This is a genomic window from Tolypothrix bouteillei VB521301 (genome assembly GCF_000760695.4).
Classification (GTDB): Bacteria; Cyanobacteriota; Cyanobacteriia; order Cyanobacteriales; family Nostocaceae; genus Scytonema; species Scytonema bouteillei_A.
In genome coordinates this window covers 5325017-5349344 of record NZ_JHEG04000001.1, presented here as the reverse complement: position 1 = coordinate 5349344, position 24328 = coordinate 5325017, and the positions used below count along the sequence as shown (strand labels likewise).

21 protein-coding genes and 1 tRNA gene are annotated in these 24328 nt (G+C 42.4%); 11 read left to right on the top strand and 11 right to left on the bottom strand.

The window, feature by feature from the left end; translation table 11 throughout:
- The first annotated feature begins 38 nt into the window (after positions 1–38).
- Positions 39–1079, top strand: coding sequence for a tRNA (adenosine(37)-N6)-threonylcarbamoyltransferase complex transferase subunit TsaD (tsaD, locus tag HC643_RS21505; RefSeq protein WP_038079789.1), 1041 nt, complete (start codon positions 39–41; stop codon positions 1077–1079).
- A 37-nt stretch (positions 1080–1116) separates the two neighbouring features.
- Here tsaD and HC643_RS21500 read toward each other — a convergent pair whose 3' ends face one another.
- Entirely contained in the window at positions 1117–2067 is a 951-nt protein-coding gene (locus HC643_RS21500) for an alpha/beta fold hydrolase (RefSeq protein ID WP_050045313.1), read from the bottom strand.
- Positions 2068–2199: 132 nt separating this feature from the next.
- Positions 2200–2919: a hypothetical protein gene (locus HC643_RS21495; RefSeq protein ID WP_038105829.1), complete on the bottom strand. Its 720-nt coding sequence runs from the start codon at positions 2917–2919 to the stop codon at positions 2200–2202.
- Between the two features lie 427 nt (positions 2920–3346).
- On the opposite strand from HC643_RS21495, the gene HC643_RS21490 reads away from it, so the two are divergent.
- The 6 genes from HC643_RS21490 (at position 3347) to HC643_RS21465 (ending at position 8036) form a co-directional block, all read left to right on the top strand.
- Complete coding sequence (locus tag HC643_RS21490) at positions 3347–3898, top strand: GNAT family N-acetyltransferase (protein ID WP_038105828.1); 552 nt, start codon at positions 3347–3349, stop codon at positions 3896–3898.
- A gap of 104 nt (positions 3899–4002) precedes the next feature.
- Positions 4003–4076 (top strand) — tRNA-Pro (locus HC643_RS21485).
- 469 nt (positions 4077–4545) lie between these two features.
- Positions 4546–5355, top strand: a complete 810-nt coding sequence (locus HC643_RS21480; RefSeq protein WP_050045314.1) for a Tic22 family protein — start codon at positions 4546–4548, stop codon at positions 5353–5355.
- Between the two features lie 27 nt (positions 5356–5382).
- Positions 5383–6294: a peptide chain release factor N(5)-glutamine methyltransferase gene (prmC, locus tag HC643_RS21475; RefSeq protein ID WP_038091757.1), complete on the top strand. Its 912-nt coding sequence runs from the start codon at positions 5383–5385 to the stop codon at positions 6292–6294.
- 59 nt (positions 6295–6353) lie between these two features.
- Positions 6354–6983 carry an L-threonylcarbamoyladenylate synthase gene (locus HC643_RS21470; RefSeq protein WP_038091769.1) on the top strand — a complete coding sequence of 210 codons (630 nt, stop codon included), beginning with the start codon at positions 6354–6356 and terminating at the stop codon, positions 6981–6983.
- 132 nt (positions 6984–7115) lie between these two features.
- Positions 7116–8036, top strand: a complete 921-nt coding sequence (locus HC643_RS21465; protein WP_038091771.1) for a sensor histidine kinase — start codon at positions 7116–7118, stop codon at positions 8034–8036.
- On the opposite strand, the gene HC643_RS21460 is transcribed toward HC643_RS21465, so the two are convergent.
- The 8 genes from HC643_RS21460 to HC643_RS21425 form a co-directional block, all read right to left on the bottom strand.
- The gene (locus HC643_RS21460; protein WP_038091760.1) at positions 7996–8466 is read right to left on the bottom strand and encodes a GNAT family N-acetyltransferase; all 471 of its coding nucleotides are present in this window, start codon (positions 8464–8466) and stop codon (positions 7996–7998) included. The two genes, HC643_RS21465 and HC643_RS21460, sit on opposite strands and share 41 nt — an antisense overlap.
- Before the next feature lie 106 nt (positions 8467–8572).
- On the bottom strand, positions 8573–8947 hold the full coding sequence (locus tag HC643_RS21455; RefSeq protein WP_038091764.1) for a hypothetical protein: 375 nt from the start codon (positions 8945–8947) through the stop codon (positions 8573–8575).
- A gap of 342 nt (positions 8948–9289) precedes the next feature.
- On the bottom strand, positions 9290–10270 hold the full coding sequence (secF, locus tag HC643_RS21450; RefSeq protein ID WP_038091766.1) for a protein translocase subunit SecF: 981 nt from the start codon (positions 10268–10270) through the stop codon (positions 9290–9292).
- Positions 10267–11679 (bottom strand): protein translocase subunit SecD, encoded by a 1413-nt coding sequence (gene secD, locus HC643_RS21445; RefSeq protein ID WP_050045315.1) that lies wholly within the window; start codon positions 11677–11679, stop codon positions 10267–10269. Before secD ends, secF begins: the two co-directional genes overlap by 4 nt.
- Positions 11680–11808: 129 nt before the next feature.
- On the bottom strand, positions 11809–12792 hold the full coding sequence (locus HC643_RS21440; RefSeq protein WP_038093425.1) for an alpha-ketoacid dehydrogenase subunit beta: 984 nt from the start codon (positions 12790–12792) through the stop codon (positions 11809–11811).
- A 143-nt stretch (positions 12793–12935) separates the two neighbouring features.
- Positions 12936–13247 (bottom strand): helix-turn-helix domain-containing protein, encoded by a 312-nt coding sequence (locus tag HC643_RS21435; RefSeq protein ID WP_038093422.1) that lies wholly within the window; start codon positions 13245–13247, stop codon positions 12936–12938.
- 388 nt (positions 13248–13635) lie between these two features.
- Positions 13636–14619 (bottom strand): porphobilinogen synthase, encoded by a 984-nt coding sequence (hemB, locus tag HC643_RS21430; protein WP_038093417.1) that lies wholly within the window; start codon positions 14617–14619, stop codon positions 13636–13638.
- Between the two features lie 438 nt (positions 14620–15057).
- The gene (locus HC643_RS21425) at positions 15058–15399 is read right to left on the bottom strand and encodes a DUF4870 domain-containing protein (protein WP_038093414.1); all 342 of its coding nucleotides are present in this window, start codon (positions 15397–15399) and stop codon (positions 15058–15060) included.
- A gap of 258 nt (positions 15400–15657) precedes the next feature.
- Here HC643_RS21425 and prfC point away from each other — a divergent pair, with 258 nt between their 5' ends.
- Positions 15658–17286 (top strand): peptide chain release factor 3, encoded by a 1629-nt coding sequence (prfC, locus tag HC643_RS21420; RefSeq protein WP_038093411.1) that lies wholly within the window; start codon positions 15658–15660, stop codon positions 17284–17286.
- Here the strand turns inward: prfC and HC643_RS21415 are convergent.
- The gene (locus tag HC643_RS21415) at positions 17283–17459 is read right to left on the bottom strand and encodes a hypothetical protein (protein ID WP_153021561.1); all 177 of its coding nucleotides are present in this window, start codon (positions 17457–17459) and stop codon (positions 17283–17285) included. The genes prfC and HC643_RS21415 overlap by 4 nt on opposite strands.
- A gap of 91 nt (positions 17460–17550) precedes the next feature.
- Between HC643_RS21415 and HC643_RS21410 the strand changes: the two genes are divergently transcribed.
- The 3 genes from HC643_RS21410 to HC643_RS21400 all read left to right on the top strand — a co-directional run bounded on the left by HC643_RS21410 (position 17551) and on the right by HC643_RS21400 (position 23582).
- Positions 17551–19686 (top strand): M48 family metalloprotease, encoded by a 2136-nt coding sequence (locus HC643_RS21410; protein WP_050045316.1) that lies wholly within the window; start codon positions 17551–17553, stop codon positions 19684–19686.
- A gap of 648 nt (positions 19687–20334) precedes the next feature.
- The gene (locus HC643_RS21405; RefSeq protein WP_038104876.1) at positions 20335–20850 is read left to right on the top strand and encodes an RNA recognition motif domain-containing protein; all 516 of its coding nucleotides are present in this window, start codon (positions 20335–20337) and stop codon (positions 20848–20850) included.
- Between the two features lie 1430 nt (positions 20851–22280).
- Positions 22281–23582, top strand: a complete 1302-nt coding sequence (locus tag HC643_RS21400) for a glycosyltransferase family 4 protein (RefSeq protein WP_038104881.1) — start codon at positions 22281–22283, stop codon at positions 23580–23582.
- Positions 23583–24328 lie beyond the last annotated feature (746 nt).

Here is a 24328-nt window from a genome sequence, read left to right as displayed (position 1 = left end):
AACTGCCCCAATCCCTACTCTCTAACCCTTATTCCACAATGGCAACTGTTTTAGCAATCGAAACCAGCTGTGATGAAACTGCAGTAGCAATTGTTAAAAATCGTCAAGTTTGTAGTAGTATTATTGCTTCTCAAATCCCAGTGCATCAGCAGTATGGTGGGGTCGTGCCAGAAGTCGCATCCCGCCAACATTTGGATACAATCAATGACGCAATCGCCCAAGCTTTGGAACAAGCGCAACTTGATTGGGATAAAATCGATGGGATCGCCGCTACCTGCGCCCCAGGACTCGTAGGCGCACTATTAGTTGGGTTAACTGCTGCCAAAACCCTAGCAATGGTACATAATAAACCATTTTTAGGAGTCCATCACCTTGAAGGTCACATTTATGCTACTTACTTAAGTGAACCCACATTAGAGCCACCCTTTTTAAGTTTGTTGGTTTCTGGCGGACACACAAGCTTGATTTATGTTCGCGATTGTGGTAAGTATGAAACCTTAGGCGAAACACGCGATGATGCAGCAGGTGAAGCCTTCGATAAAGTTGCACGTTTAATGCACTTGGGGTATCCGGGAGGTCCCGTTATCGATAAATTGGCGAAAGAAGGAAATCCAAAGGCATTTACACTTCCCGAAGGGAAAGTGTCCCTCCCAAGCGGCGGATATCACCCTTATGATGCCAGTTTTAGTGGTTTAAAGACCGCAGTGTTGAGACTCGTACAGCAGTTTGAGAAAGACTCGCAGCCAATACCCGCAGCAGATGTAGCCGCTAGCTTTCAGGAAACAGTAGCGCGATCGCTAACCAAGAGAACTATTGCTTGTGCGTTAGACTACGATCTATCCACGATAGCCATTGGAGGAGGCGTAGCGGCTAACAGTGGTTTGAGAAAGCATTTACAACAAGCCGCAGAAACTCATCAACTGCGCGTGCTATTTCCCCCTCTCAAATTTTGTACAGACAACGCCGCAATGATTGGGTGTGCGGCGGCTGACCATCTCAACAGGGGTCATACCTCAGCCCTAACATTAAACGTCCAGTCCCGACTAGCACTCACGCAAGTTATGGATCTGTATCAATGATGTTAGCCACTAGCTATTAGCCATTAGCCATTAGCCATTAGCCATTAACCATTGACTGCTCGCTACTGACTGTTGAAGTTTGAGTTTTGATTAAAGAGTGAATGTGAGTAGCAACAGCATCCGGCTGTTCCAACATAGCGAGATGACCGCAATGGGGAATTTCAATGACGTTGTCTCCACTATATTGAAACAGCTGGTGGAAACTAGCTAGATGGCGGACATATTTGGGTTCCATCACCTTGTCTTCTTCCCCAGTCAGAAAGTAGACCGGTTGATTTAATTGGGAAACCAGTTGAGGTAAGCGATTAACCTCTTCTTCTGTTGTAGAATCTAGAAGCGATCCCAAAGCAGCTTCTGGATCTGCAGCAACAAAATCAATGACTCGTTGGCGTGCCCAATACCGATCCAAAGGACGTGCTACATTTGCCCTTGTAAATAGCAAATCAATTAAAGGCAATTGACCGAGCCAGCGAGGACGGACTTGTAAAAACTTTTGACCTGCTGAGCGGAACTGTTCAAAAGCTTCTTTAAGATAAATACCACCACCTGAATTAATACAGATAACTCCCTTAACACACTCAGGCATTTCAGATGCCGTCCAAAGGGCAATAGTGCCTCCCAAAGAATGACCAATGAGCCAAGCGCTAGAAATATTCAATTGTTGTAAAAGACCGACTAAATCTTGAGCATACGCTGCAGGGCTGTAAAAAGAATCGAAGGGATTAAAAATATTACCCGTAGATTTAGAGGTCAGATTCAAATAAGCTAGGTCCTGGCTATAATTAGTCTTTAATTTAGACTGGGATTCACCAAAACCCCTTAAATCGTAACAAAGGCATTGGAAAGTATCTGCCAATCGAGAGATGACAGGTTGCCAGTACCCACGGCTATTGAGCCATCCGTGGATAAAAACAAGAGTGTGAGGGTAGGATGTAGGAGCAGTTAGCTCGTATGCGTGTGGAACGCCCAGGATTTCGATGGTTGCCATATCTCTATGGTATCCGTTTCAATTGGGAATTGGGAATTGGGGATGAGGGATGAGGGGTGAGAGAATGGTTATGAGTACTTTCTCCCTTGTTTCCTCTGTCTTGCTTGTCCCCAAGCCTCTGTCGCGAGTCCCTCACCTACCCATCAACCTCTGGCGCACGCCTTCAGCAATTTTGTGACCTAAATATTCTGGGATTAAACTTTCATTGGGTCCGAGCAAGTAGAGAATCAAACGCGTGCGCCCCCGCCAAACAAGTAAATTAGCATTGACTACCAAAAGGTCTTCCTGCCAAATAGCGTACATAACTTTATAAAATAAGCCAGGTTGGTTATCAGCTTCAATCACTAAAGCAGGAAGATGAAAGACTGGATCGACATAGAACTCGGTTTGTACTTGTTCTAAACCAGTATCTAAATTAAATTCCACGGCCAGCATTTCTTCTACCTCAAACCGCCCACCTAATGCTTCTCTGATGGCACGGCACACATTCTCTGACGTTTTTTCGGTAAGCGCTTTGCTACCCCGAGAGACTAACAGTTTGATAAAAACCAACATTGGCGGTCGGATTTGACCGTATAAACTCAGACCATGAATAGTTAATCCGTAAGCAGCTAGTACACCAAAAATATCGCTGAGTAGAAAAGACTGGTTGCGGTAAGCAAAATGTAAGGCACTTTTGCTACCCTCAGGTTTTAACTCTATGACAGCACGTCTGCTTTTATACAAGCGGTAAGCAAGCCGCAAATTTTGTAACTGAATCTCGCTGCTCACAAATTGTTCGTAAAACTGAGGGAACGCTCGGTTAAAGCGTTTTAGAAGTTCTAGTGTAGAAGATTTTAAGCCAGAAGCCATAATTGAGATTTGGGCAGGAGGTGGTGGTATGGGATAGGGGGCAGAGGAAGCAGGGGCTAGGGGTAGGGGGCGGAGGGTATGGTTAAAAATAACATCAGGTATGGTTAAAAATAATTCAATTCCTATTTTTTTCGTTGCTACTCTATATTGCCCATTACCCGTTACCCAGTGCCTATTGCCCGTTGCCCAGTGCTCATTGTTCATTCTTGCATTTTCAGTAATTTCTCCTTAGCCCCACAACATAATGCTAAAGTTGAAAGAGATTAGTGTGAAACACGCACTTGCTAGCTACTGCTATTCAAGATCCTAAAAATACATAATTTATGAGTGTAAGTGGAAGGAGAAAGATTGGTAGTTTGCAGGTAAAGGTGAATCATCACTTTTTCAGTAGAGACCAATTTAGTTATACTACCCGAACCACGTTGGCATGGGTTTTTGGAAAACTTGGTTTAGTACATCAGATACAGCCGCAACATCTAAAACAAACCCCTTTGAGGAGATGAGCACAGACGCTACGGGTAATTCTAGTCCCGGTGGCAAGAGTGAAACTTCTTCGCAAGAGGCTCGCATCGTGTTCAGCACTGAACGAGACATCGACCTGTATGAACTAGAAGAACTCTGTGATTCTGTCGGTTGGTCGCGACGTCCCCTGAGAAAAGTGAAAAAAGCGATTGAGCACAGTTTTCTGGTGGCCACCATGTGGCAGGTGCGAGGAAACAAAAGACGACTTATAGGTTTTGCCCGTGCTACTTCAGACCACGCGTTTAACGCCACGATTTGGGATGTCGTAGTTCATCCGGAGTTTCAAGGCAAAGGATGTGGCAAAGCTCTGATGAAATACGTACTGAAAAAATTAAGGAGTGAAGAAATTAGTAATGTGACTCTTTTTGCCGATCCTCACGTTGTTGATTTTTATCGGACTTTAGGTTTTATGCCCGATCCGGAAGGCATCAAAGGTATGTTTTGGTATCCTCACTAAATTTTAAAAAAAGAACTAGCCAATTCCAGTTAATTTAGCTATAATGGTTAAGGTTAGACAGCCATGATGCTGGAATAAGCAAAAGCATGGCAAATGTTTTTTGTCGGGATGTAGCGCAGCTTGGTAGCGCGCCTGCTTTGGGAGCAGGATGCCGCAGGTTCAAATCCTGTCATCCCGACTGATAGAGTCGTTAAAAAACCCCAGTTTTTTCAAAAAGCTGGGGTTTTTTGTGCAAATCATCAAAAATTAAAATTGAATTTGCTTGAATAGTTCCAACATTTGTGTAAATTGACTTACATAGAGATGCATATTTTTCCAGAAAGATACATTATTTCTACTTAACCTTTACTGGTTAAACTCAGTTGCAGCCAAGCCTACTTGAAAAAGTATTCATATTGTGTAATGATTGTGACATTTTTCCACTATTTGCAATAGGAACGATTTACTATTTATTAGCGTCCCTTTTTTAGGAAAAGCCAATAAAATGGCATTTGGCACCTTGGCGAAAGAGGAAACTGTTCGGTATGAAGTATGAAGTATGAAGTACGAAGCATGAAATTCTATCCTTTAGCCTTCATCCTTGATCTTTTACCCTTCATCTTTTATCAAATTTATTGAGAAACATTTACTGCGAGGAGAAGTTAGTTATGAAATCACTTGTTCGTTGGAGCACAACAGTAACATTAGTAGGGAGTACTCTACTGGCAACAATTTTGAGTGGAGCTGTTCCAGTGCTTGCATTAACAGAACAGCAAATCAAAGAAAAATTAGATCCAGTTCCCGTATTTTTGATTACTAACAACAAAGGCGTACCATTAACTCGCACAGTTCCAGCTAACGCTCAAAACGGACAAAATGCACCGAAAAAAGACGTTGCTGTGACAGACGTTTTTATGAACGGTCAAGAAGCACAAGCTTTTGTCAACCAGCTGCGAAATGCAAAAGGCTCCGATCCGAAAATGGCAGAAATAGTCAAAAGCTTGCAAGTGACACCAGTACCGCTTGGATTAATTTATCAAAGACTGCGCGATGGTGCTAACAAACCAGACCGCCCTGTATTTGCTTTTCAACCAGGAAAACAAGACTTGGAAGGTGCAATGACATTATTGCGTCAAAGCGGTAAAAACGTTCAGCAGTTCCCCAGTGTACCTGTTTTTATTGTGAGATCTCCAGAGAAAGGATACGTATCCGTCAAACGGAAAGCTGACAATAAGGAAATGATTCCTTTGTTTTTAAGTAAGAAAGACGCACAGGGTTTATTGGAACAAGTAAAAGCACAAGTTCCCAAAGCTGATATTCAGGTTGTGGATATAGACAACGTAATTAAAACTTTACGGGAGAAAAATGATGCATGGCTCAGCCAAGTTGCTATAGTTCCCTCTTCTGATAGTATGCAATACGTAGTCACCAAGCAAGGAACAACTAAACCAGCAGCAGCACCGGCACCTAAAAAATAACAACTGATTTTCATCTTAATTTGAGGCATGGCGGATAAACAGTCAGTCGTTACTGGGTTACAGCTTTGGCAGTGGCGTAACACGGCACTAAAAATGGCCGCTGCCTCTGGTGTCCCTAGTGCTGAAGTCGATTGGTTGCTTCAAGAGATCGCTGGGTTAGATCGTTTGGCACTGCTTTTGGAATCCTTCAAAGACAAACCGCAAATTCCCCTAAAGTTATCACTGGAAGATTTAGACAACCTGTGGCAAAAGCGATTAGAGGATCGTCTTCCAGTGCAGTATATTGCTGGAGTAACTCCTTGGCGAAAGTTTAAAATTGCAGTGTCAAATTCGGTTTTGATTCCCAGACCAGAAACAGAATGCTTGATAGATTTGGCGATAACAGCTACAGCCAATCTGCCTCACCTTCAACGAGGGCATTGGGCTGATTTAGGAACCGGTAGTGGAGCGATTGCCATAGGGCTGGCAGATACGTTTAAGAACGCAACAATTCATGCTGTTGATTTCAGCCCTGAAGCATTAGAAGTCGCAATAGCAAATGCTCGAAGCTTGGGTTTTGAGGAATGCATTCGATTTTATCAAGGTTCTTGGTGGAATCCCTTGGAATCTCTTAGAGGTCAGTTTAGTGGAATGGTATCGAACCCACCATACATACCCACTAGTACCATCCCTACTCTGCAACCCGAAGTGACCGACCACGAACCACATCTGGCTTTAGACGGTGGTCTTGACGGCTTAGACAGTATCCGCCATTTAGTAGAAGTTTCGCCCACCTATTTGCAATCTGGTGGAATCTGGCTGATTGAGATGATGGCAGGACAAGCCGATGCTGTCCGAGAAATGTTGCAAAACTGTGGTAAGTATCGCAACATTGAAATTTATAAGGATTTGGCTGGTATCCAAAGATTCGCTCTTGCCTTTAAAAATTATGAATTATGAATTATGAATTATGAATGAGCGAAAATTTTATAATTCATAATTTATCATTCATAATTCAGATGACAATTGTTTCCCTAGATGCTCTCATATCTGGCGCACGTGCCGGAAAACTTGTAAGCTTTCCAACAGATACAGTTCCTGCTTTGGCATGCCTCCCTGAAAAAAGCTCGTTAATTTACGCGGCAAAGCAACGCAGTCGAGAGAAACCTTTAATATTAATGGCTGCTCGCACGGAGGACATTTGGGCATTTACTCAGGGTAGGGATGAAGAGTATCAAGTTTGGCACGAAGTGGCAAAGAAGTATTGGCCTGGGGCACTTACTTTGGTACTGCCAGCTTCAGAACGCGTACCAAAAGTCACGATCTCCAGCAGCAATGAAAATTTTAGTCAGTACACGAATCAATTAAGTAATTCTGTTACAGTAGGAGTGCGGGTTCCAGATAGTGCGATCGCCCGTAAAATTTTGGCGCAAACAGGTCCGCTTGCCACGACGAGTATCAATTTATCAGGTCAGCCTCCTTTACTTACGGTCAGCGAAATAGAAGCTCAGTTTCCCGAGCTTCTATGTCTGGCAGCAACAGAATACGATACGGAAGTAAAAGGAACGGGTCTACCTTCTACTGTCGTTAAATGGACTGGAGAAAATTGGCAGGTCTTACGGCAAGGTGCTATAAAGATAGAATTTTAAAATCCGCGACTGGCGATCGGTAAGCAGTTAAACAACGATCGGTGTTTTTTCATTAATTTCAGGGGTTTCTACGCTATATGTCACTGATTGCTGTTCGCCGGTCACGGATTGCTGTTTACCGTTCGGGTGATTATGAATTGGAGTAACTGGGTATATTTAGCAATAGGAGTAGCACTGGGGTTCGCGATTCGCGGATTGTTAGCAAGGCGAGATCCAACGTCTAGTTCATCTGTGGTATCAGATCCTGGCAATCAAAATGCGCTAGAACTTTTACAACAAATCAAGCAAATGCAGATGGCATATTACATGGCGCGGGAAATGAGCCAGTTTAAAGCAGGATTTTTGGCAAGAACAACCCACGTTTTGCGATCGCCTCTCAACGGATTAATTGGATTGCATCAGTTAATTTTGTCCAACCTTTGTGAAAATCCGGAAGAAGAGAGAGAATTTATTTCCCAAGCTCATGAGAGAGCACTGAAGTTGCTAAAGCTAATAGATGAAATTCTTAACGTTGCTAGAACAGAATATGGCACAAATAAATTAAATATTCAGCCTTTATCACTCGTTGATATTTTACAGCACCTTCATGAAGTCACTTATATGCTGGCGGAGAATCGCAATTATCCCTTACTTATATCCCCACCAGATCCGGAAATTTATGTTTTAGCAGACCCATACTGGTTGCGTTACGTTTTAGTGAATTTGGTAGAAAGCTGTATTGCCCAAATGGAGGAAGGTAGTCTCCGCATTTCTGTTGGGGGTTCTCCTACAGACGATCTCGTTTGCATTTGGCTGGATGTACCAACTCATGCTGTTCCCGTACAAGAACAAGTCGATTTAATTGCAACTGACGAGAAATTTTCCAAACACGAGGAACTTAAGTCTTCTCTGTCGCCAGGAATGAAACTACTACTCAATCAAACACTGGTAGAAGCGATGGCAGGAAAGTTAGAAGTTTCTACCTCTCCCGCAGATTGGAAACCCTTAGATAGCTATACAAGGCTACAAGTCTCTATCCCCCGCGTAATTCCTGAAATTGAACTTCAGTCATAGAAAGAGAAGCCAGATTAGCTCGGTTATGCAAGACCATTGTAGTGGTTGTGTTCTGTTGAAAACCTATTCTTTCATAGAAACGTTGCTGGTGGGTTGTCATCAAATAGACTTTCTCAACTCGATTCATGCGCGGATGACTCAAAATCGTTTCCACTAATTTACTTCCCAGTCCAATACTACGGTACTCTGGATGTATAACTACATCCCAAATAGTCGCACGGTATACACCATCTGAAGTCGCTCTTGTAAAGCCAATGAGTCTTTCTCCGTTCCAAACAGAAATGACGGGGTCACTATTTTCGATGGCCGTAGCTAAATCTTCAATGCTGCGACCTTTTGCCCAAAAAGCTGCGATATCTAACAGTTGCTGTAGCTGGAAAATGTCAATTTCAGACTTGCGATCGCTAAATCGAATCTGAGTGGAATTCATGAATTTTACCGATAGTATAGGTATCTTTTTTATCTTCTATCTCATTTTGGTAGAGATCGGTAAAATTATATCTTAAGAATACTTTAAAAAAATTAATAAATAGATTTTAGCTGCAAACCCATTTCCAGAGTGGATGGCTCGGACCCTGTTGGCGAATTTGGAAAACCTGTTTTTCCAGACGTTGCTTTTCATCCTCAGGCATTCCAAACAAGATATTTCGACTTTGCCAAATCAAGACAGCCAAGGTCATGCCAATACAGAAAGATAAACCTAAAGTCGATAATGGATGATAATAAAGACCATATCGCACTGCAATCCAAGTAAAGTACTGCCGCCACAGGAGCAGTTCTTCACGCAAATTCCACAAACAAACAGGTGCGAGAGTTAGCCATAAAAAGCTAACAAACAACCATCTAGCAGTGACCTGAAGCTGGTGTAATTTTAGCACTTGTTGAGCAAAACCGGGATCGCTATTGTCCATTTCTTGGTTGTTAGTTGTTAGTTGTTGTTGGTTGTTGGTTGTTAGTGGCTACTAACCACTAACCCTCCGTTGTATTTCAGGAGCACAGACGCTCTCGTCGCGCTTTGCGACACACTTCGCGATGCAAAGCTATACCTGTAACGGCTATACGCTAGTCCCCTAGATTGGGAACCCCCTCCCTTGTGTCTTAGGAGCACAGACGCTATGTGCAAGGCACACGCTCCGCGATGCCTTTGGACTATGCCCGTAAGGGCTATACGGGTTTGCCAGTCGCCAGGGCGCGGGAGACCTGCCTGCAGCACTGGTCTCACCGCCTACAGGGGTTAGACTAACCACTAACCACTAACTATCAGCTGAAGCATCGACTGAGTCAGTAGGATTGGTGAGTGCTGATTCGCCATTGCGTTCTCGCCACCAGCACAGAAGAGTACTGGCAATGAAAATGCTGGAATAAGCTCCTGCTGTAAAACCAATGATGAGTGCTAAAGCAAAATTGTGAAGTGTTTCTCCCCCAAAAAGAAAGATAGCAAGTAATGTGAGCAGTACGGTGAGTGTTGTATTGATAGATCTTGCTAAGGTTTGATTGACTGCATCATCCACAATTGCTGCAAAGGAAAGGTTGGGATTAATTTTGAGGGTTTCGCGAATGCGATCGTAAATCACCACAGTATCGTTAACTGAAAAACCTGTAATTGTCAGTAGAGCAACGATAAAAAGGCTATCAGCTTCCGTACCTGCAACCAAACCTAAAATTGAGAAAATCCCGACCGTAATTAGCACGTCATGAAATAAAGCCACGATCGCAAACACGGCATAGTCCCATTGGAAGCGTACAGCCATGTAGATGATAATACCGAGGAAAGATACTACCAGAGCGATAATACCGGATCTAAACAGTTCTTGACCAATAGTAGGACCGACCGTGTCAATTTGATTCTTCTGCGGATCGAAAGCACCAATTTTCTCGCTGATAGCATTCTGTAACTGAGTCCGTTGTTCGGGCGTTAAAGTTTTTGTCCGAATGAGAACACCATTGTCTTTACCCGTTTCCTTATCAGCAATAACTTGGATACTGCTATCACCCAAACCTTGGGCTTTTGCAACGTCCCGAACCACATTAATATCAATAGGTGTAGCGCAGTTAGTGGTTTGAGAGCAATCCCGTTCAAACTGCAAGCGCGTACCACCAACAAAATCGAGACTCGGACGCAGGGGAGAACCAAGTTGCTGCCAAGAAATCACCATTGAGATGATACCGGCAAGAATAATGACGGAAGAAACAATCCACCAAAGCCCTCTTGATTTGTTAATACTGAGTTTCATTGAGCCACCTCTGCCTTATTCGTCACTGGCAGGTTCGGACAAAAAAGTTCCGGTTTCCGCAATGAGGGGAAAGAAATTGCCAAAAACATGAATGTGCGACTGCAGGTGATTGCTGTGAACATACTGACCGCCACTCCTAAAGCCAGAGTTAGGGCAAAGCCTTTAACCAAGCCAGAGCCCAACCAAAACAGTGCTGCACAAGCAATCCATGTCGTGACGTTACTATCTAAGATACTGGAGAATGCACGATAAAAACCGGATTCTACAGAACGATACAAAGATTTACCAGCCCGCAATTCTTCTCGAGTTCGCTCAAAAATTAGGACATTGGCATCAACTGCCATACCAATACTGAGGATAAAGCCGGCAATACCTGGCAATGTTAGTGTGACTCCTAACAGCGCAAAAGCTGCCCAACTTAAAAGAGAATATATTAATAGTGATATGTCCGCGATGACTCCGGGCAGTCGGTAGTACACTATCATAAATATTAATACTAACGACAAACCACCAATACCAGCATAAATACTGCTTTGTATACTGTCTTTACCCAAGGTTGCTCCAACAGTTCGGATTTCACCAATTTCTACGGGTACTGGTAACGAACCACCACGCAGTTGTACCCCCAAATCATTCGCTTGTTGCGGGGTAAACCGACCTGTAATTACAGCCGCACCGCCAGTAATACCAGCTGTAGCAAATTCCGGTCCTACAGTAGGAGCGCTAATAAGTTCATTGTCTAAGAAAATACCAATACTGCGTCCGGTACCTGCCAGTTTTTTCGTCAGATCGGCAAATAATTCTCCACCTTGAGGATCGAAGCGAATGGCAACATTCCAATCATTGCCTTGAGTGGGTTCGCCGTAAGCATCTTTAAGGTATTTCCCAGTTAAAGGTGGCTTTGTACTTTCAAATAATTCTGCAATTGCACTCGTGTTATTTTTTAATTCTTGTTGATTTTTGTCAATAGCAGCTTTGTCTTTGCTCTTTCTCAGTTCATCTTGCTTTGCTTTCAATTGAAATCTAGAACTTTGAAGGGCAAAGAGTTGAGCTTCGGTCTTGGGCTTTTGGGTGCGAAACTCTAGCTGTGCTGTACCTCCCAGCACTCGTTCTGCTTGTTCTGGGTCGTTCACGCCAGGTAGCTGCACTAAAATTTTATTCGTACCTACCGTTTGAATCACGGGTTCGGAAACCCCCAGACCGTTGATACGACCTTCAACAACACTTTTTACAGCAGCCAATTCTCTTTCAGTAATTTGCTGAATTTCTGGTGTTGTTTTCACCTCAATTGTTAGCTGCGAACCTCCGCGCAAGTCTAACCCTAAAGGTACGGGAATAAGTGCTATCACCGCAATAGCGGCAACAACCATAATAGATATCAAGAATAGTAGCGATCGCTGTCTTTGCATACTCTCACTCGCTGCGACAAAGGCTATGATAGCGTTGTTTGAGAGCAAATGGCGATTAGGAATTGGGTATTAGGATTTGAGTCATTTTATACTAACCCAATTTCCAGTTCCCAATTCCCAATCCTCCTCTTAAACGCGTACCGCTACCATTTTCTCGACAGCTTCAACGATTTGTTCTGGTTGAACAATTGTCAACCTTTCTAAAGTCCCGTTGTATGGCGTGGGAATATCTTGAGAAGAAAGTCGCAGTACAGGTGCATCTAATTCATCAAATAGACGGTCATTAATCGAGGCGATTAACTCTGCTGCAACGCCTCCTGTTCTCATGCACTCTTCCACAATAATCACGCGATGTGTTTTTCTTACAGATGCACCAATAGTATCAAAATCTAGTGGTTTAAGTGATATCAAATCGATCACTTCCGGGTCATAACCTTCTTTTTCTAAAGTTTTTACTGCTTGCATCACGTGATGGCGCATCCGCGAATAGGTCAGTATTGTAACATCCTTTCCGCGACGCACAACTTCTGCTTTATCCAAAGGCAGAAAATATTCTTGGTCTGGCAAATCCTCTTTCAAGTTATAAAGCAGAACGTGTTCAAAAAATAACACGGGGTTATCATCGCGAATTGCGGATTTTAAAAGCCCTTTAGCGTTGTATGGTGTGGAGCAGGCTACAATTTTCAACCCAGGAACTGCTTGGAAGTAAGCTTCTAAACGTTGCGAGTGTTCCGCCCCCAACTGTCTTCCCACACCACCGGGTCCGCGAATGACCATTGGGATTTTAAAGTTACCACCAGAGGTATAACGCAACATCCCGGCGTTGTTAGCGATTTGGTTGAAAGCGAGCAGCAAAAAGCCCATGTTCATACCTTCAACAATCGGTCGCAACCCAGTCATTGCTGCACCCACAGCCAAGCCAGTAAAGCTGTTTTCGGCTATGGGAGTATCTAAAAGCCTGAGTTCCCCATACTTTTGGTATAAGTCCTTGGTAACTTTGTAGGAACCGCCGTAGTGACCGACATCTTCCCCAAGAACAAATACAGTTGAATCACGAGCCATTTCTTCATCAATGGCTTCTCGTAAAGCGTTGAAGAATAGTGTTTCTGCCATTGGACTTTTATTGAAACATTGTCTTTAGAATCTTATCGTGCATCTGCTCCTATATTGGTGAGCAAACACACGAGTTAGTCATTTGTTATTTGTCATCAATCGCCAGTCATAAATTATTCCACCTTGTCCGCGTTGTCTCCTTCTCACTGGTCGCTGTATATCAAGCTAGGTGTATCAGACACTTGATTGACTTGACTCATTGAATTTTCTGGAAACCTTCTCGGTCTTCCTGGTTTGCGCTTGTGTCGCTGATTAATAGATTTTTCACTAGCACCGGCGAGTTCTTCAGGCGTGCATTTGAATAGCCGCAGAGCTTCTAGATATTTTTTTGGTGTCATCGTGGGTTCTGTACGTCCTGCTTCCCAATTGCGGACGCTCGTTTCACTGATTGCAAGCCTGAAGGCAACCTCTGCACGACTAAGTCCCGCACGCTCTCTCAGGACTTGCATATCCATACCCCAATGCTCCCTTTTTTACTAAGTACTTATTTAGTAAATCAGTTGACCTATTAAAGCCAACAAAGATTATTTATTAACTATATTATTTTATAATCTATTAGTTGCGTATCTGGCAAACGGGCGATTCTATGTGTATGCTTGCCCAAGACGTTAAAAGAGCGGAATTTATCTCTTTATATAAAGAATAATCGCATACTCCAGCACTCTCAATCGAAAAATTTTACCTTCTAGCAGGAACATCACTATTCCGTGAACCCTTGAAACAAATATGGCAACGGATTTGTAACAGTCATGCGTATGAGCAATCTATAAGCCGATTTGCCCATCCGATATCCGTTATCTCATCCGTTACCAAATGCGTTGCTTAGTTGACTGCTATTATTTGCTATTGTTGCAACCACCGTGCAGCATCTTTAGCATGGTAAGTCAGTATCAAGTCAGCACCAGCACGCTTGAAACCGATTAAAGTCTCCATAACCACACGCTGTTCGTCAATCCAACCATTGAGTGCAGCTGCTTTCACCATGGAATACTCGCCAGAGACGTTATAAGCAGCAACAGGTAAGTTGCTAGCTTCCTTGACTCTCCAAATAATATCCATGTATGCCAAAGCGGGTTTCACCATAAGCATATCAGCACCTTCAGCGATATCTAGGTCAATTTCCTTGAGGGCTTCACGGGCGTTACCGGGGTCCATTTGATAAGTTCTGCGATCGCCAAACTGTGGAGCAGAATCTGCTGCATCGCGGAAAGGACCGTAATAAGCCGAAGCGTACTTAGCAGCATAGGACAGAATTGGTGTGTCTTGGAATCCCGCTTCATCCAAACCACTGCGAATTGCTTGTACAAAGCCATCCATCATTCCAGAAGGAGCAATGATATCCGCACCAGCCTTTGCTTGAGAAACTGCCGTTTTCTTGAGTAATTCTAAAGTCGGGTCATTTAAAACCCGTCCTGTCAAATCGCCCACTTGCAAATAACCGCAGTGACCGTGACTTGTATACTCGCACAAACAGGTGTCAGCAACAACGATCAAATCTGGTACTACTTCTTTAACGGCTGTAGCCGCTTTTTGTACTATTCCGCAATCATGCCATGCACCTGTGGCATCTACGTCTTTATCTGCAGGAATTCCAAACAAAATGATGGCAGGGATGCCCAGATCGTAAACCTCTTTTGCTTCTTCCACAATTTTATCTATCGAAAGTTGGAAGACACCGGGCATAGATTTTACTTCATGAGCAATACCTTCCCCAGGTACGGCAAATAGGGGGTAAATCAGATCGTTTGTGGTTAGTACGGTTTCACGTACCATGCGGCGCAGTTGTGAATGAGCACGCAAACGGCGAGGACGATGAGTTGGAAACATAAAATTTTGTAAACCCGAACTAAAAATTTAATGGATAATGGACACAAAACAAAGCGTCACAAAGGCAAGGTTAAAACGTTCTGTAGTCAGTGACACTACAAAAAGCGCTTAACTTCCTCTGCCCTACTGCTGATGACGTTGTGGGGCAATTTTGTATTTTACAGCTAGGTCCTAAGGCTTAAATATTAAAAGTTCCCTGAATTTCTTAACTAAAAAACTTATTAAAAATTAATAGTTATTTTTTATCCGTTAGCAGCCCTTGGTTTGCAAGTTACCTAAAAGGCAATAAGGATACATTAGGGTTGGCATTGCCAACCCCAAACAGATTTCAAAACCGATAGAATTTACTTACACACAAGACCGGGTACACATATGGTACGAGTCGTGAAAATGATTGGGGAATTAACCGATCGTTATTCGCAGCTAAGGCGGTCACTGTTACACAATTCGGAAGATGAAGGGATAACGGAAAGCTGTTTCAGAATTGCTTAGAACATGGAAAAGCGCCCAAATTGTTAGTCCCCAATGAACTAAAAACCACAAGAATCCAACAAAACCCAGTAACCCAAAGCTGGCAACAACCAAAGCTCCAATTATAATTCCATACAACCATACATTAAGGTGGAAATTGATAGCTTCTTTGGCATTTTCCTTAACAACAGGATCTTGAGTAGCGAACAGGATGATAATAGGCAGACCGATTGAAACAAAGAGAAAGTTGAAGAAAATTGCTCCATGACACAGTGCTGATAAAACCTTTCGCGTATCCGTGTCGTACATTTGTCACTCCCATATAACTACAAATGATAAAGTGTTGAGGTTTGAGTTCTAGTGACAAATAGTGAGTAGACTTGATATTAACGTTGAGGGACAAGCAATGAGTTTTGATGTTTTTATGTATAAATTCTACCCAGTAACCAGAACTCATTGCTCAACACTTATATAAGACCCTATCACAAGCATTGTTGTCTTAATATTAAAACACTCGCTAAAGTTGGAAAAAGTTAAGTTAAGTTAAATTACAAGCATTGAACAGATATGTCAACTGAACTCATGCCCGAACTGCAGACAGCAGTCGAAAGTCGCCGTAACTTTGCAATTATCTCCCACCCCGATGCCGGGAAAACAACACTAACCGAAAAACTTTTGCTGTACGGGGGTGCTATTCACGAAGCAGGCGCAGTCAAAGCAAGGCGAGCACAGCGCAAAGCAACATCAGACTGGATGGCAATGGAACAACAACGGGGTATTTCCATCACCTCTACAGTTTTACAGTTTGAATACCGGAATTGCCAAATTAATTTATTAGATACTCCCGGACACCAAGATTTTAGTGAAGATACTTACCGCACTCTAGCTGCAGCAGATAATGCAGTCATGCTGATTGACGCAGCGAAAGGTTTGGAACCACAAACGAGGAAGTTGTTTGAAGTGTGCAAGATGCGAGGTATCCCTATCTTCACATTTGTGAACAAACTTGACCGTCCTGGAAGAGAAGCATTGGAACTATTGGACGAAATCGAGCAAGAATTGGGCTTGCAGACTTATGCTGTGAACTGGCCCATTGGTATGGGCGATCGCTTCAAAGGTGTTTTTGACCGCCAGCAACAACAAATTCACTTATTTGAGAGAAGCGCCCACGGTAGCCGTGAAGCTATAGATACCGTAGTTGATTTAGGCGATCCAAGAATTGAGGAACTCTTAGAACAAGACCTCTATTACCAACTCAAAAACGATTTAGAACTGTTAGAAGGGGTAGGACCGGAATTAGATTTGGAATTGGTACACAAAGGAAAAATGACACCTGTCTTCTTTGGTAGTGCCATGACCAATTTTGGGGTACAACTATTCCTCAATTCCTTCCTAGAGTATGCCCTAAGACCGGGTTCGCATAACAGTACAGCAGGTGATATTCCGCCCACTTATCCGGAATTTACTGGATTTGTTTTTAAACTGCAAGCAAATATGGACCCGAAACATCGCGATCGCGTTGCCTTCATCCGTGTTTGTACGGGTAAATTTGAAAAAGACATGACCGTTAATCACGCACGTACTGGCAAAACTATCCGCTTGTCCCGCCCGCAAAAATTATTTGCACAAGAAAGAGAATCCATTGATTTTGCCTATGCAGGGGATGTTATTGGCTTGAACAATCCCGGCGTGTTTGCCATAGGAGATACAATTTATACCGGGCAAAAATTGGAATATGAAGGTATTCCGTATTTCTCCCCAGAATTATTTGCGACTCTCCGCAATCCAAACCCTTCTAAATTTAAACAATTTCAAAAAGGTGTTTCCGAGTTGCGGGAAGAAGGGGCTGTACAAATCATGTACTCAGTAGACGAGGCTAAGCGCGACCCAATTTTAGCCGCAGTCGGTCAACTGCAATTTGAAGTTGTGCAATTCCGCTTGCAAAACGAGTATGGAGTAGAAACTTTGTTGGAGTTACTACCTTACTCAGTTGCGCGATGGGTAGAGGGTGGTTGGGAAGCGCTAAACACGATAGGACGCTTGTTTAACACAACAACAGTCAAAGATAGCTTTGGACGCCCGGTATTACTGTTTCGTAATGAATGGAATTGCCATCAATTGCTAGAAGACCATCCTAATTTAAAACTGAGCGCGATCGCACCAGTCTTTTCTACACAGCAAGTGGCTAATGGCTAATGGCTGATGGCTGATGGCTGATGGCTAATGGCTAATGGCTGATGGCTGATGGCTGATGGTTGATGGCTAATGGCTGATGGTTGATGGCTAATGGCTAATGGCTGATGGCTGATGGCTGATGGTTGATGGCTGATGGCTGATGGATAATGAAAACAACTATTAGCAATTAGCAATTAGCCATTAGCAAAAAATAATTTTCTCACCAGCGTTAAAATAGAGTCTTAATCTGGGTATCTTACGATAAGACTAGAGTGAGTAAATTTTATGCCTTCACAATCTGAACCTTCTTTGGAGGCTGGTTTAAACATCCTTAAGCAAGGAAATTATCAGAGTGCGATCGCGACATTGAAAGCAGTCGCAGCGAGGGAAGGTAACAGCAATGCTGGCTTACAAGCGCAGGTAGGATTGGTTGTAGCACACACGCGCAGTGGAAATACCCCAGAAGCACGAACTCTTTGTGAAACTCTCACTCAAAGTCACAATCCTCAAGTACGAGAGTGGGCGCAACGTACTCTAAAACAGCTGACAAAATCCAGTAAAGGACAAGGGGACAATGTAGACAAGGTAGAATTTTCTCCCCCTCTCCCTCTCTCCCCCTCCCCTTCTCTCCCCCTCTCCTCCTCTCCCGCAGTCCCTCCTCCTGTAGCGACTAGGGAACCAACAAAACCACTTACGATCTACTGGAAACAGTCACCAAGAGCGAAGTCTTGGCGACCTTTGCACAAGCTGAATTTAATTCCCTTTTGGTTTCTACAAGCTGGAACATTTATTGCTCTGTTTTGGATAGTGCGGCAATTGTTGATATTTGCGATGCAATTTATCAACAATGCGTTAATGAATTTACCGTATCTTGAACCAATACAACTTTTATACGCAGATCCGACATTTTTGTTACTCTTAACCCTATTTGTTTTAATTGGTTTATCACCTTGGTTGCTTGATAGGCTTTTAACAAACTTTTATGACCAGCGAGAATTTAACAAGGATGCATTAAATAAATACAGCCCGGAAGCTGTTCGGGTACTGCAACGGTACTGTCAACAGCACGGTTGGTTGTTTCCAAAACTGGGGATTTTACCTCTATCTGCTCCCATAGTAATAACGTATGGAAATTTACCGAGGACTGCTCGAATTGTCGTCAGTCAGGGGTTTTTAGAGCAATTAGCTGAGGATGAAATTGCTGCTGTCTACGCACGCACCCTCGGACATATTGCGTATTGGGACTTTGTTGTCATGTCTTTGGTATTACTAGTGACAATTCCTTTCTACCTTCTCTACGGACAAATTGTGATTTGGGGAGATAAGAGGGAAATTAAACTTTTGCAGATCGCTTTGGCTTATGTAGCAAGCTTCGCCTATGGAATTTGGTGTTTGTTAACTGGAACTTCTTTATGGTTATCTCAACTTCGTCATTACTATAGCGATCGCCTTGCTGCTGAAATCACTGGTAACCCTAATGGTCTTGTCCGTGGATTACTTAAAATTGCTCTGGGAATTGCTAGCGATATTCAAAAAAAAGAACAGACTTGTTGGCAATTAGAAAGCTTGAACATAATAGCACCAGTTGGCTATCAACAAAGTATTTGTTTGGGGAGTATTGCTCCTCACACAACTTTTGAATCGATGTTAATGTGGGATACTCTTAACCCCTATCGGTGGTGGTTTATTTTTAACAAAACTCATCCTTTGATAGGCGATCGCTTACAACATTTGATATCAATTGCTCGTCTGTGGCGTTTGGAAACAGAATTAAATATGGAAAACCAAAAGCCTTTAAGGGTCAAGCGCCAATCCTTTCTTTTTCAAATTGCGCCTTTTTTGGGGATTCCAGTAGGTATTGTCTTTGCTCTTTTGATTTGGATAGTCTGGCAAATGGCTTTTGCTCTCAAGTTTTTAAATTTAAAGTGGATATATGACAATACTTCTTATGTGACAGGTTGTTTGCTAATTTGTATTGGGATTGGCATCATAGTGCGGATAAATAGTTTTTTTCCCGATATCGCATCTGTCAACGCACAAACTGGCGATCGACTCCCGGTTTTGCTTGCTAACCCCGCAAGTCTTCCTGTTGATAGTACTCCCGTACATCTTGTTGGTAAGCTTTTAGGGCGTCGGGGTAATAGTAACTTTTTGGGGCAAGATTTAATACTGCAAACGAGCACAAGTCTCGTAAAATTACATCACCTTCCCCAAGTCGGGGAAGAACTTCATACCCAAGATCTAATAGGTCGTCAGATTACCGTCACAGGTTGGCTGAGAAAGGGAGCATTACCTTGGATAGATATTCATACTTTGAGAACTCAAAGTGGCAAAACTGTCAATAGCTATCACCCAATTGGCTCTATAATCCTAGCTATTGCTTTGAACGTTTGGGGAGTTTACGTGCTCTTCAAGGGTTAATATTCAGTTTTCCCCAGTCGCCCATAGCGCAGGGCTCATCAATGACCGATGCTAGTCTATCGTCGAAAAGTGTAAAGAAAAGTTGCAAAATAACTGGAGAAATGTTACATTTATTTACAATAACAGTTGCAATTGGCAAACTTAGCGTCCCTGCTTGGTTACCTGTGTGGCTGTAAAGCGCCAATCTATTCCCTTTTTTTCCCAACACAGCACAAAATCAGCCAGCCAATGGCTGGTTTTTGTTTCAAAAACACAAAATAGTAGAAAACAAAGTGTAATTTATGTTACTATGCGATTATGCAATCGCTGGAAATGTCTATTTTGAACTAGCTACGTGTAGAATACCGTGATAATGTAGGGGATGGTGTTGCATTCTTCGGAATAAAAAGTTAACGAAGAAGTCCAGTGGCAGCTATACTCTGTAAAATTCAAAATTTTTAGACGAAAGGTGTTATTGGCGTTGTGTGCGCTCTCGTATTAAAGAAGCTTGATCTTGGTGAAAAACTGTATTGTATTGCTTAATAGTTTGGAGTAAAAAGGTTGGTTTGTGGCAATGTTAGTGGATAGTATTACTTCACCATTCGCACACCAGCCCCTGTTTTTTGCCTGGTCGCGTTCATTCAAATGTTAAATCTGGAGGTATGTTTCATGTCCGTTCGCCTATACATAGGCAATTTGCCAAAAGAAGAAATAGATCGTCAAGAATTACAAGCAGTATTTGCAGCGGAAGGTGATGCTGTCACAACTAAGCTGATCAAAGATCGCAAAACTGGTAAGTGTCGCGGTTTTGGTTTTCTGACGGTAAATAATGACGAGCAAGCAGACCAAATTATTGAAAAATACAATGGTTTCTTGTTCAAAGAATCTGCTATCAAACTCGAAAAAGCTCTACCTCGTACTAAAGGTGGAGAAGAAGGTGGCGAGGATCAACCAACTGCGACTAAAGCACCAAGTCAAGGTGGAAGCAGCCATGCAGCTCCCATACAAAAAGAAGGTGGTAACCGTAGAGAAAAAAGCTCCAAGAAATCCCGTCGTGGCGGTGGCTCTAAAGAGAATATTCCTACTACATCTGGAAACTCAGATGACACGATTCGTCCAGATCCTCGCTGGGCTAATCAGTTGGAGAAACTCAAGCAAATGCTGGCTGCACAAACTACCAGTTAGTTCTCCCTACAGGCAAATTAAAAATCAGATTTTGGTTTTTAATTTGTATGAAGTCCCTTAGCTGTTTAGCTTTGGGAATCTTTTACCCAACTCACGTGCGATCTGCGCTTCGCAGTAGCGCTTCGCTAGCGTAATTGTTGAAAAAACAGCGATCGCTGGCTGTACTTTGTCTATTGCGAATAGGCTTGCGTTCTGAACCTAGCGTCCAATCCAAGTAGCTACTCAGACGCAGCTTGTTTTGCAAGTTTTCAATGCAGGGCTATTGTGCTTGCTCTATGGGTAGAGTTTATACTCAAGGGTGTGCTGCTGGCTATAAAGCAGTAGAGGGTTGACAGTATTCTTTCAACAGTCGCGGTAGCGAAGCACTGCTGCGAGGCGCAGATCGCACTAACTCAACTTAATTTGGGTCATCCGTTTATTTTTTGTTCTGACTGCTAGTGAGTCAAGGTGGAAAAAGGCATTCGTGCTGCAAGCTCTATCGCCGGATTTACAAGACATATTACGTCTGAAAGTGGTAAAAGACTGATATTTTAAGATATTCTTCCAAAAAGGTTGGTAAAACTTGTTGTGAGTTCTTCCATGCTCGTAAGGTTCCGATTCGCTTCATCACTGTTAGGACTTTTGCTTAGCTCCTCCTTTTGAAGCTACTGTACGCATAAGGTAGGAGAGGGAAAGTCGGTGGAACTCACATTAAATTCACTATAGGGAAAATCGCGGGCTTGTGTATACACTCTACCCTCATTGGAAGATCTTAAGAGTGAGGGAAGAAACTCATTGCAATTCCACAGGCTTATTTCTATTGATTCACTTTTCAGAAAAATAATTTATACTTTTGCCACTTCTTGCTTAAATGTCATCTAACAATGACCTTAGCAAATGTTAAGGTAAACTATTCGTGCAAAAAATAAAGTGTAACATTATACTTTTCTTGAAAAGAAAATCATTTTTTTGCGACTTAAGAAACAGTATCAATTTAGACAAATTGCGATCGCTTAACAGTTGTTTGGAAAAATTCTAAAGTAAGACACAACAATTCTCTCATAAAGATATATTGACATTTTCTCTAAAAAATGCGGTAAATCTATTGTCATATTAGGTGCTTTAAAATACTATTTTTTGGTAATTTTTGCTTAAGAAAAAGCTCTGTACTCATGGCATAAAGTTTAGAAGGAAATTAATAGATGTAATTTCAATTACATCTATTTGAATTACTTATTGACTGTATTAGCTAAAAATATAGCGGTTGAAGTATAAAGAATTTAAATGGAAATACGTAAAAAAAAAATTCTACTTCTGTGAGTAGATGTATAAAAATGTATTGCATCTTAAAATAAAATGAAGAATAATAAAAATTCTATAAACGAGGTTGAAGGCTAGGAGCGAACTCAGATATGCCAGAAACCTTTCGTAAGAAAAAACACCAACAAACTATGAACTCTAGAACTGAGCAACGCATCGCCTTAATTTCAGTCCACGGTGATCCGGCGATTGAAATTGGGAAAGAAGAGGCTGGAGGACAGAACGTTTACGTATGCCAAGTGGGAGAAGCACTGGCTAGATTGGGGTGGCAAGTTGATATGTTTACCCGCAAAATTAGTACAGAGCAAGACACAATAGTTCAACACAGCCCCAATTGTCGAACAATTCGACTAGAGGCTGGAGCTGTTGAATTTGTGCCACGAGATAATCTGTTTGGATACTTGCCAGAATTTGTGGATAACTTCCTAAAATTCCAACAAGACAACAATTACGTGTATCCTCTGGTTCATACAAATTATTGGCTCTCCAGTTGGGTCGGGATGCAGTTGAAGGAGCTCCAAGGGAGCAAACAGGTTCATACCTACCACTCTTTAGGAGTGGTTAAGTACAACACAATAGAAACGATTCCTCTGATAGCCAGTACTCGGTTAGCAGTGGAGAAACAAGTTTTGGAGACAGCAGAACGCATTGTAGCGACGAGCCCGCAAGAGAAAGAACATATGCGAACTCTTGTTTCTACAAAAGGGAGTGTTGATATTATTCCCTGCGGTACTGACATTGGGAGGTTTGGTTGTGTTGACCGACAAGTAGCAAGAGCTGTATTGGGTATTGACCCTGAAGCCAAACTAGTGCTGTATGTAGGTCGTTTCGATCCGCGCAAAGGGATAGAAACTTTGGTGCGTGCGGTGGGTCAATCTCAGTTTCGCTCATCCGACAAGCTTCAACTGATTGTAGGTGGAGGAAGCCGTCCCGGTCATAGTGATGGAATAGAACGCGATCGCATTGAGAGCATTGTTGCTGAGTTAGGTATGAGTGATTTCACCACCTTCCCAGGTCGCCTCAGTCAAGAAATTCTGCCATACTATTACGCGGCTGCTGATGTGTGCGTTGTACCCAGTCATTATGAACCTTTTGGACTGGTAGCGATTGAAGCCATGGCTAGTGGTACACCAGTAGTTGCTAGTGATGTTGGGGGACTGCAATTTACCGTTGTACCAGAACAAACTGGTTTATTAGCAACACCACAAGATGCAGGAGCCTTCTCTGCAGCGATTGATAAAATCCTTGGAAATCCACAGTTGCGAGATAAATGGGGTCAAGGAGGTAGACAGCGAGTAGAAACCAAATTTAGTTGGGATGGAGTTGCATCTCAACTGAGTCAGCTTTACACTCAAATTCTGCAAGCACATCTTGAAAACACTCTGAAAGGAACTTCTGAAAAATCACCACAAGAAGCAATTTTAGTGAGTTAGCGATAAGTTTCGCTTAACGCCTAAAGGCGTATCGCTAATTGCCAGCATAAAAGAACCAAAAGTCTCTAGTCGAGAGTTATGAACAAATCAGTTCCTCTCGACTAGAGACTTTTGAGTGCAAATCATCGTACAGTCCTCACTTTGGAGGAGTAATACTTAACAAAACGTGACGTTCAACATACTTCACACGGGAGCATCCCAATTTTGTAAAGAAATTGGTTTGCTAATAGCTAATGGCTAATGGCTAATGGCTAATGGTCAAAAAGCTATTAACCCTATCTCAGGAGCGGGGTTTGGAGTAAGGTCGATTTTGTCTTCATCAAGCTTACGTATTTTTACTGTTAAAGAGCTGATTGCACATAAAACTAGCTAGTAATTTTATCATTAACTCTCAAAGGTTTAATTGTTCCAAATATCGTAATTTTTACCGAACAAACTTTAAAATATTCCCTTGATTAAATTTTTGGTAAAAAAGAATTTTTTTGTATAGACGTTTCAAGAAATGATGCTTTAGTCTGGTAAGTAGAAAGTTGAACAAATCTCACTTTAGCTGAGTTTTAATCATTTTTCAATAACACAAAAGAAAAGAGCGACCAAGCAGTAACTGGTTGTTTGCAACTTCAGCATATAGATTCTGAAGTTAGTATCTGGTATTAAAAAAGGGTGCAATCTACTTATTGAAACAATGTTTTCGGTGGATTTAATTTACTTGCAAACACCGAAAAAAGTTTAAAAATGAGACTGAT

What these genes read in the sequence shown, in the direction of transcription:
- tsaD (WP_038079789.1), top strand. Translation starts at nt 39, where the DNA reads ATGGCAACTGTTTTAGCAATCGAAACCAGCTGTGATGAAACTGCAGTA.
- HC643_RS21500 (WP_050045313.1), bottom strand. Translation starts at nt 2,067, where the DNA reads ATGGCAACCATCGAAATCCTGGGCGTTCCACACGCATACGAGCTAACT.
- HC643_RS21495 (WP_038105829.1), bottom strand. Translation starts at nt 2,919, where the DNA reads ATGGCTTCTGGCTTAAAATCTTCTACACTAGAACTTCTAAAACGCTTT.
- HC643_RS21490 (WP_038105828.1), top strand. Translation starts at nt 3,347, where the DNA reads ATGGGTTTTTGGAAAACTTGGTTTAGTACATCAGATACAGCCGCAACA.
- HC643_RS21480 (WP_050045314.1), top strand. Translation starts at nt 4,546, where the DNA reads ATGAAATCACTTGTTCGTTGGAGCACAACAGTAACATTAGTAGGGAGT.
- prmC (WP_038091757.1), top strand. Translation starts at nt 5,383, where the DNA reads ATGGCGGATAAACAGTCAGTCGTTACTGGGTTACAGCTTTGGCAGTGG.
- HC643_RS21470 (WP_038091769.1), top strand. Translation starts at nt 6,354, where the DNA reads ATGACAATTGTTTCCCTAGATGCTCTCATATCTGGCGCACGTGCCGGA.
- HC643_RS21465 (WP_038091771.1), top strand. Translation starts at nt 7,116, where the DNA reads ATGAATTGGAGTAACTGGGTATATTTAGCAATAGGAGTAGCACTGGGG.
- HC643_RS21460 (WP_038091760.1), bottom strand. Translation starts at nt 8,466, where the DNA reads ATGAATTCCACTCAGATTCGATTTAGCGATCGCAAGTCTGAAATTGAC.
- HC643_RS21455 (WP_038091764.1), bottom strand. Translation starts at nt 8,947, where the DNA reads ATGGACAATAGCGATCCCGGTTTTGCTCAACAAGTGCTAAAATTACAC.
- secF (WP_038091766.1), bottom strand. Translation starts at nt 10,270, where the DNA reads ATGAAACTCAGTATTAACAAATCAAGAGGGCTTTGGTGGATTGTTTCT.
- secD (WP_050045315.1), bottom strand. Translation starts at nt 11,679, where the DNA reads ATGCAAAGACAGCGATCGCTACTATTCTTGATATCTATTATGGTTGTT.
- HC643_RS21440 (WP_038093425.1), bottom strand. Translation starts at nt 12,792, where the DNA reads ATGGCAGAAACACTATTCTTCAACGCTTTACGAGAAGCCATTGATGAA.
- HC643_RS21435 (WP_038093422.1), bottom strand. Translation starts at nt 13,247, where the DNA reads ATGGATATGCAAGTCCTGAGAGAGCGTGCGGGACTTAGTCGTGCAGAG.
- hemB (WP_038093417.1), bottom strand. Translation starts at nt 14,619, where the DNA reads ATGTTTCCAACTCATCGTCCTCGCCGTTTGCGTGCTCATTCACAACTG.
- HC643_RS21425 (WP_038093414.1), bottom strand. Translation starts at nt 15,399, where the DNA reads ATGTACGACACGGATACGCGAAAGGTTTTATCAGCACTGTGTCATGGA.
- prfC (WP_038093411.1), top strand. Translation starts at nt 15,658, where the DNA reads ATGTCAACTGAACTCATGCCCGAACTGCAGACAGCAGTCGAAAGTCGC.
- HC643_RS21410 (WP_050045316.1), top strand. Translation starts at nt 17,551, where the DNA reads ATGCCTTCACAATCTGAACCTTCTTTGGAGGCTGGTTTAAACATCCTT.
- HC643_RS21405 (WP_038104876.1), top strand. Translation starts at nt 20,335, where the DNA reads ATGTCCGTTCGCCTATACATAGGCAATTTGCCAAAAGAAGAAATAGAT.
- HC643_RS21400 (WP_038104881.1), top strand. Translation starts at nt 22,281, where the DNA reads ATGAACTCTAGAACTGAGCAACGCATCGCCTTAATTTCAGTCCACGGT.